Source organism: Komagataeibacter europaeus LMG 18890 (genome assembly GCF_000285295.1).
GTDB lineage: Bacteria > Pseudomonadota > Alphaproteobacteria > Acetobacterales > Acetobacteraceae > Komagataeibacter > Komagataeibacter europaeus.
Window position 1 is genome coordinate 1 of sequence record NZ_CADP01000110.1, and the last position, 8,409, is coordinate 8,409.

The following is an 8,409-nucleotide window of genomic DNA, read 5'->3' on the forward strand; positions in this document are numbered from 1 at the left end:
TATGTGGACGGCCGTTTAAGCGCAATACCTCATATTGTTCTCCCGATGTCATTTCCAAAACGTATTATTCTACCGGCTGGATGATGAATACCGATTTAACGCGAAGACCCGGTCAGATGCGCTCTTATGTCCGGCCTGTTTATGCGACTTTATGCGCTGGCCATCATGGGTGTGCGCTCACGTGTCAGGCACCAATCTCGTATCGCGTGCTCAGGGGCACAGACGGTCGAACGGTATGGCCTGAACTGTTGCTGAATGACAGTCTTCCCATCACGTCGGTTCGTACATACTGCCGGATCTACCGGAGCAAGCTCCGGTGTCCATCGTTCTGCTGGTGCAGGTCAGCCTGCTGAAACACTGACACCAGCCGGACGATAGATCTCTTTACGTGACAACAACGCCCAGATGATACGAGCCATTTTATTGGCAAGTGCAACTGTTGCCAGACGCCTTGGACGACGCGCCATGAGTTCGCATAGCCACTGACCCGCAGCGCTATCCCACTTATGGGCACGATGAAGCATGGCCGTCGCACCAAGAACCAGCAACGTTCTTATCTGCCGGTTGCCCGTTTTGGTAATCCTGCCCAGACGGGTTTTACCGCCGGTAGAATGCTGACGAGGCACAAGCCCAAGCCAGGCGGCAAAATGGCGCGCAGAGGCGAAGGAGCCAATATCCGCGACCGAGGCGACAATCAGAGAAGCCGTTATGGGACCGACCCCAGGGATGGTCATCAATCGACGCGCATCCTCATCGCTTTTTGCACGCGCCCGGATCTGCACTTCCAAAGTATCAATGCTCTGAGCGACCTTTTCATAATGATCAAATAACAACATGGCACTCTGCTTCATGGCAGCAGGCAGGTCGGCTGATGTCTCTATTTTTGCCATCAGTTCTGGCAGATGGCGTGTGCCCAGAGGGGCTATCAGCCCGAACTCGGAAGCAAGAGCCCGTAACGCATTACTCAGCATGGTCTGCTGTTTGACCAGAAGAGCGCGGGTAGAATGCAGTGACAAGATACCTTGCTGCTCTTCGCTCTTGATCGGAACACACATCGTATCAGGATGAGACGCCGCCATGCAGATCGCAGCCGCATCAACAGCGTCGTTTTTCTTGCCTTTTTTGACAAATGATTTGACCCGATCAGGAGGAACCAGTCTGACATCATGACCAATCCTGCTGATCACCCGTGCCCAGTAATGAGCTGACCCGCAGGCTTCCAGAACAACTTCACATGGGTCAAGTTTTGCAAAAAATGCTGAAACTTCACTGCGACCAAGCTTGCGCTTGAAAACGCACTTTCCATTTGCGTCAGCCCCATGAGCCTGAAAAACGGATTTGGCAATATCAAGGCCAATTATGCTAGCTTTCATACGGGCGGTCTCCTCCTGATGGTCAGTGAACCTCCATCATGGCACATTGATGCCGCAGGGAGGCCGTCCACCCCATCTGGTCATGGAAAAGCTGGGGGCAGTCGGTGAGGCCATCCGTAATGAAGGCTGGAAATGGGTCGAAACGGCGCTGTCCTTCCCCTGGGGGCATACACGGGACTTCGTGGAGATCGAGGGCACGCCTGTTGCGCTTTCGGAGGAAGAAATCGTGCGTCTGACCGCTTTGCACAGCGAGCAGGAAACCATCGAGGCGGAATACGCGCAGGCCGATGAGTTCCCGGAGGAAATCGATAGCCGTTTGGGCGAGATTGAGCAGGCCATTGAGGCGTTGGAAGAACGCCCGGTATCTTTCGATCCGGCGGACGTGGTCCGGGCCGGTGTCTTCGTCAGCCTGGATACCGACGGCACGCTGCTGGTCGAGCGGGGCTTCGTCCGGCCGGAAGATATGCCGGTCGAACCTGAAGTCGATCCGGACGAATCCAACGGATATGACGACGCCATTGACCATTGCGGCGATGGCGACGATGCCGAAGGGGATGGGAGGGAAGGAGCACCCGACATCGAGCCAGAGGAGGAAGACGGGCTGAAGCCGTTGTCCGACCGTCTGCTGACCGAACTGACAGCCTGGCGCACGTTGGCGCTGCGGGATGCGTTTGCCGGCAATCCGCATATCGCGCTGACCGAATTCCTGCACACGCAGGTGCGCGACATTTACTGGCAGACGCCGGGGGCCGACTGCCTCGAAGCTTATGTTCGGGAAATCCCGCTGCAGGTGCATTCCCCTGATATGCCGGGCAGCATTCCCGCCCACGCGCTGCGCCAGCGCAACGAGGGCTGGAAGCACGATCTGCCGGAAGATGAAGACGCACTCTGGCAGTGGCTCGACAGGTTGGATGATACCAGTCGCATGGCCCTGCTGGCGCATTGCCTGTCCTTCGGGGTCAACGCGCTGCATGAATCGTCCCATGGTCCGTCTCTGGCACGTAGCGTCAGGGAGCGGCTGGCCTGCGCCGACCGGCTTGCCACCGCGCTCCGGCTCGACCTGGCCGAGGCGGGCTGGCAGCCAACGGTGGAGAACTATCTCGGCAGCGTGACCAAGGCGCGTATCCTCGAAGCCGTGCGTGAGGCGCGGGGTAACGAGGCCGCCGACCGCATCGCCCATATGAAGAAGGGTGACATGGCGCAAGCGGCTGAGCGGCTGCTGGAGGGCTCCGGATGGCTGCCCGAGGCATTGCGGACGAGGAACGTGGCGGAGCGAAGTGAAGGGGTAGCTCATATGCCCGATAGCCCGGACGCGGTGGCGGCCGAGTGATGTCAGCCCGCTGACTGGTATTGGCGCCTTTCGGTCTCCGGAAGGCGCCTTTTATATGGGAACGACGACATCACGCCGGAATGGCTGTCGACGGTGGTCAGTGACGGGTCACCGGCTGCAGGTGTCGATCCGTTTCAAGCCTGAGGGCCGCTGTCCATAAGGGCGTTTTGGTATAGAAATCCCGCCTGTTGAGGCCGGTGCCGGTTCGGTGCTCGTTGAGCAGTCCTGCCCAGCACAGTGGACGCAGGACATGGACGTACAGACTGGCGGTCAGCTTGAAATCCCGGTGACGGATCTCCTCCTCTTCACCCCCGTAGAGAACCGAACATAGTCGCTCTTCGGTGACGGCAGCCTGGGCTTCGATATTGATGACGTTGAGAAAGATATCCCAATTGCCGAACAGTGGTTCATCGCTTCGGGTGTAAGGGCTATGGTCGACGACAAAAAGGAGATGGGTTGTCAACAGCATCCAGAGCCGGGTTGGCTCCGACTGGAGCTTTCTCGCCAGTTCGGTCAGCCGCAGGGTGCCCTTGAAATGTCGTGCGAGCTTCGCGCTAAGCAGAACCTCATGCAGGATCACCAACGGCGGGAAATCATGTTCATTCAGGACTTTGTTGACGGCATAGAGGTCTTCGACCGTATAGCCGGGCCAGTCAAAGGCCTCGGCGGCCCACGCGACAAAATAGCGCTTGAGCGCCTTGTTGGGCGTGAGGCCGATCGGGCCGTTTTCCTCAATATAGCCGATCGTCAGCAGCGCGGCCTTCAGGATGAGGGCATGCGACAGGGGGAGGTCGGTGTCGGGCGAACGAAACGGATTCATTATATAAACAATGAACCAGGTAGGTGCGAGTTGCCAGTCTGGCTTTGCGACGCAGAGACGATCTCCGTCCCGCGTCCTTCATTGTAATGTCGGTTGTCGCCTCGCCCCGGTCGTATAATTAGAGACGTTGCTATTCCAAAAGCGGACACATCATGGGATGTAATTGGCTAAATCGGGTTTGGTACGCTTCTAAGCGAATTAAACATCTGTGCATGTTAGGATAGGCAGTTATGAAGCCGCAAGTAAAAAGACAACATCATGTATGGAGGCGCTATTTCTTGCCGTGGGCAAATGATAAAAAATTATATGCATATATAGACAAAAAAAATCTGCAGGCCAAATGCTATAAATATTTCTGTCAAAAGCTACATGTATGAACTGAAGGTTCCAAAAAAGAAAGAGTTAGATCTTATAGAAATATTGTTTCTTAATGAAAGAAATAAAAATAAAATTGTAGTTGAAAATAATAAAAAAATAATAGAGTGCTACAAAATTGCATCGTTACTTAAACAATGTGGCGAAACAAACGAGATTGTCGATTTATACCTAAAAAACTCAATAGAGGACAGTCATGAAAAATTAGAAAATGAGTTCAATGTTATATTTAACAAAATGATAGAAAAAGATTTATCATTTTATGAAAATACATACGATAGAATAGTTTTTTATAGTTGGCTATGTAATCAGAGTTTGAGAACGTTTGGAGTCAGGAAAAAATCAATTGAACGAATTAATGAGAATAATGGCGTGGATGTTTCTAGCTCGTGGGCAATTATTAGCGTTCTGTTGGCATCAGAGTTGAGTTTATCGTTATTTCTGGAAAAACCGAAACGTCCAATTTTCCTTATAGAAAACAAAACTGACATAACATTTTTGACATCCGATCAGCCTATCATAAATTTGGATGCCAGAGATGATGGTCATTCTCCTGCGCATCTATCATGGTATTACCCATTAGGACCCCGTTTAGCATTATTATTTCCAGAACCCGGAAAACACGAAGGACTTTATGGTAAAGTTTTAGATTCCGACCAAGTGGATTATTTGAATAAAAGAATTGTGTATTTGAGCCATGCTCAGTTTTACGCCGATTCCCAAAGGACGATTGAGAGATATGTAGAAAATGATGAAAAGTTCAGTTTTAATTAAATGTACAGAGGGCATGGGTTTTTATTTCTTCAAATCCTCAACCTACCGTAGATTATCCCAAAATCCTCGCTACGTTGTCTGTCGGGAATCATGAGCGGTGCAGACAGGCGGCGGTGCTCCTCATATCGGTCATACAGTTATCCAGATCGCTTTCTGCATAGCGGGCATGACCCAGTCAAACTCCTGTTGCCATTTTTGGGCCGGGAGCAAAAATTCGGTTTTGAGGCCAAGAAGACGGAAATACGAACACGCACCTGATATTTGCACCAGGTGATGTCCGCCTTCAAGATGGGCGACCTGAAAGGCAGTTTTCGGAGTTGCCCGCAAGCAAAGGCAACCACGTTACGAAAATCGCATTTGAAGAGAGTGTCCCAATTGACCGCCCATGGGCGGTCAATTGGGACATTTTCCTACCACTCTTCGGTCGTCCGATTATTGTGTAATACGTCGATCATTGTTCTTGCTACTGTAATTGCTTGATCAATGTGTCCGCTTTGCCAATTTACAATTGAATGAGCAAGTTCAAACCGAGGCAGACGAGTTAGCGCCGCGCGTAATGAATCGGTCAGTGGTGCAGCAGCAGCAGGATTTTCGAATAAAATAGTTGCTTTATCGAGGCAAAAAATCGCTGCCGAGTAACCGCTAATTTTGGGGGCTTGGGGATGGAAGCGACCAAAGTGAGCCATAGGCGTTATAATCTGTCTACCTCCCCAATCAGAATCGAAGACAGGCAAACCAACTGAGCCAAAGAAAGCGTACCAGATTGCACCTGAGCACAGTATCCCATCACGGCCACTGATCAATGGAAACGCCTGCTCCGGACTTAGTACCGCCGGCCATCTCCCCATGTCACGAAAGTCAATCCATAGAAGGCTTGGTTTTCCCGGTTCAAGCTGGGTCTCCTTCGCCTTAATTGAACAAATTCGGCTAATTGCATTCGTTTGTGTAGTATCACCTGCTTTATCAACGTTTGGTGCCCCAAAAGGATGACCCTCGGAAACAACAATATCGATGCGCAAGCGCTTCGTATGTTTGGTCAGTCGTTCGACACCTTTAGGTGTATCACCAACTGCAATTTGCTTGGCCATTTTGACCTGATCATCGTGTTCGAGTTTGGCTGCCACTTCAATGACGCCAGTCACGCCATCAAGCTTGAATTCAAAATCTGGGGTCGGTGTTGACCCGGTGGGAAGCGGGCCAACCCAAAAACCTGCCGAGAGCATTGCGCCGTAGCAGCGAATTTCCGCCAGCGCAGATACCGCTTCTTCAAAATTTGCAACTTGCGTGACGCGCTTTAGTACTTCCTTTAACCAAGTCTCCCCTTCAATTTTTGAACAAATCAAGTGAATGGCTTCTTTGGTCAGGTAATCCTTTGGAGCGCGATCGTAAGTGAACTTTTGATTGTCGACATTGAGTGCTGACCAAGCTGGATGACGCCTTTTTGCTGTATCAAAATACTCATTGATATTCCTGACATCATCTTCTGATAAAAAATCGACAAGCTGTTTCAAGTCATTCGTCCTTGAGATGGTGAGCTAAGATAGCTTTGACCGAGATTTCTCTAATTGTAAAACTATAGACGCTGGATAAAATTTGTCATCCAGTGCGGTTGAAAAGGCTTCAAAGGCAAGATCCGGTGAGCGTGAAAGCAAGAGCAACGTGCAATGCTTCAGGCATTGCACCACCGAACGTCCACTTTTCGGAATAGGAACGCCTCAAGCTAATGTGCAAAGGGGGTTTAGCTGTGATGAACGTTGAGAGCATGAATGGCGGCTTGTTTTATTTTCATGCCGAACAGCCGACATTCCGTTCACCCCGCATTGCAGTCGTGATTTCCGGTAGGTGACGGGGACGCCGTGTTCCGGAATGAGGGGCCTGTGAGTGCTGGTTGTAATCTCCCCAAATGTGCTGGTTGAAAATTCCCCAGTTTGAGGACTGTGCGTGATCGTCATGGGGGCATGCCCCCATGACGATCACGCGGCACATTTATCCCTGCTGATGCCGAAGGAAGGGCGAGCAGGTGATAGGACTCAGGGAGGTCGTTTTGATCCAGGAACTCAAAAGACAGGGGCTCAGCATCAGCGCCATCGCGCGCCAGACAGGGCTCGATCGCAAGACAGTGAAGAAGTATCTGGCCAATGGGCTGGAAGCTCCAGCCTATGCACCGCGTAAACCCGTGGCCAGCGCAGCAGAACCTTATCGAACCTATCTGTTGGAGCGGATGGCAAGTTATCCCGGACTTTCATCGCGCAGGCTGCATCGCGAAATTCGCGACATGGGATATGACGGTGCCTATTCATCGCTGACGGAATATCTCCGGCAAATCCGCCCCCCGCTGCCCAGGCCTTATGAGCGGCGCTTCGAGACCGGAGCCGGCGTTCAGGCGCAGGTCGATTTTGCGGAATTCCAGACAGTCTTCACCGGCGAGCCAGGCATCGTGCGCAAGGTCTTGTTGTTCAGCATGGTGCTGGGGCACAGTCGCTGGCTGTGGGGACGTTTCTGCCCGAACCAGGGGCTGGAAACAGTGATGCGTTGCCACATCGCCGCCTTCGAGGCGATGGCGGGCTGCTGCACGGAAATTCTCTACGACCGCATGAAGACAGCTGTCATCGGTGAGGATGATGCGGGCGTGGTGACCTACAATGCCTCGCTGGTGGCGCTTCTGGCCCATTATGGCAGCGCCCCCAGAGCCTGCCAGCCCTATCGCGCCAAGACCAAGGGCAAGGTCGAGCGACCCTTCCGCTACATCCGTCAGGACTTCTTCCTTGGCCGCAGTTTCCATGATCTCGATGACCTCAACGCCCAGTTCGACGTCTGGCGCGCGGACATCGCCAACGCGCGGGAACATGCCACTACCGGGCGGATCGTGCAGGAGCATTTTGCACAGGAGCAGCCCCATCTACATCCATTGCCTGCCCTGCGCTACGATGCTGTTCTGAGCGTCGAGCGGCGGATCAGCCGCGAGGGGATGGTGGCGGTGGCCGGCAATTATTACAGTGTGCCTGACACTGCCCGCCGTCGCGTGGTCGAGATCCAGCACCATACACATGAAGTCCTGATCTTCGAGGAAGGGAAACTCATCGCCCGACATCCCGTGCTGGAAGGCAAAAACCGTAAGCGGATCGAGCCAGGCCACCGCAAGGCCCCACTGGCTCAACGCGCCGAGATGTTGCCGACGACACCCGCGGTGCCGATCCTCCCGCGTCCTCTGGCTTTCTACGGCGCGGTGGGTGAACGCCTGGCCAGCATCAATGCCAAAGGGACCGCATGATGTCTGTCACCGAACGCATCCGACAAAGCCTGCTGGCTCTCCATATGGCACGCGCCCTCGAAACGCTTGATCACACGCTGGGCAGGCTGGAAAAGGGCGAGATCAGCGCCATCGAGGCCATCGACGACCTGCTGGCCGAAGAACTGAACCTGCGCGAGGGACGGCGCATCAGCGTAGCACTGCGCACCGCCCGCCTCATGCCGATCAAAACTATCGAGAGCTTCGACTTCTCATTCCAGCCTTCACTCGACAGGCATCGCATCACCGCGCTGGCCCAGCTCGAGTTCATCAATCGGGCCGAGGTGTTGCATTTTCTGGGCCCGCCAGGCACCGGAAAATCCCATCTGGCCACAGCCATCGGCGTGGCCGCCGTCAGGGCCGGACGCAGCGTCTATCGCTGCTCTCTGGCAGAACTGCTCGAGGCGCTCACCAGAGCCGAACGCGAGGGGCGTCTGGCCGAGAAAAT

Annotated in this window: 6 protein-coding genes and 1 pseudogene; 4 read left to right on the plus strand and 3 right to left on the minus strand. The window is 53.4% G+C overall.

The window, feature by feature from the left end:
* Positions 1-341: 341 nt before the first annotated feature.
* Positions 342-1,373, minus strand: coding sequence for an IS110 family RNA-guided transposase (locus GEU01_RS17810; protein ID WP_026018748.1), 1,032 nt, complete (start codon positions 1,371-1,373; stop codon positions 342-344).
* A 76-nt stretch (positions 1,374-1,449) separates the two neighbouring features.
* Here GEU01_RS17810 and GEU01_RS23215 point away from each other — a divergent pair.
* Positions 1,450-2,703, plus strand: a pseudogene (locus GEU01_RS23215) (chromosome partitioning protein ParB); the annotation flags it as partial.
* Between the two features lie 97 nt (positions 2,704-2,800).
* Here GEU01_RS23215 and GEU01_RS17820 read toward each other — a convergent pair.
* Positions 2,801-3,523, minus strand: a complete 723-nt coding sequence (locus tag GEU01_RS17820) for a hypothetical protein (protein ID WP_019087166.1) — start codon at positions 3,521-3,523, stop codon at positions 2,801-2,803.
* A 369-nt stretch (positions 3,524-3,892) separates the two neighbouring features.
* Between GEU01_RS17820 and GEU01_RS24820 the strand changes: the two genes are divergently transcribed.
* Positions 3,893-4,672, plus strand: a complete 780-nt coding sequence (locus GEU01_RS24820; protein WP_081500014.1) for a DUF4238 domain-containing protein — start codon at positions 3,893-3,895, stop codon at positions 4,670-4,672.
* Between the two features lie 410 nt (positions 4,673-5,082).
* Here GEU01_RS24820 and GEU01_RS25905 read toward each other — a convergent pair whose 3' ends face one another.
* Positions 5,083-6,183 carry a hypothetical protein gene (locus GEU01_RS25905; RefSeq protein WP_157212886.1) on the minus strand — a complete coding sequence of 367 codons (1,101 nt, stop codon included), beginning with the start codon at positions 6,181-6,183 and terminating at the stop codon, positions 5,083-5,085.
* A gap of 509 nt (positions 6,184-6,692) precedes the next feature.
* On the opposite strand from GEU01_RS25905, the gene istA reads away from it, so the two are divergent.
* Together istA and GEU01_RS17840 are read left to right on the plus strand one after the other, a co-directional pair.
* Positions 6,693-7,943, plus strand: a complete 1,251-nt coding sequence (gene istA, locus GEU01_RS17835; RefSeq protein ID WP_042710939.1) for an IS21 family transposase — start codon at positions 6,693-6,695, stop codon at positions 7,941-7,943.
* A partial coding sequence (locus GEU01_RS17840; RefSeq protein WP_019087170.1) for an ATP-binding protein occupies positions 7,943-8,409 on the plus strand: 467 nt, incomplete at its 3' end. The genes istA and GEU01_RS17840, both read left to right, overlap by 1 nt.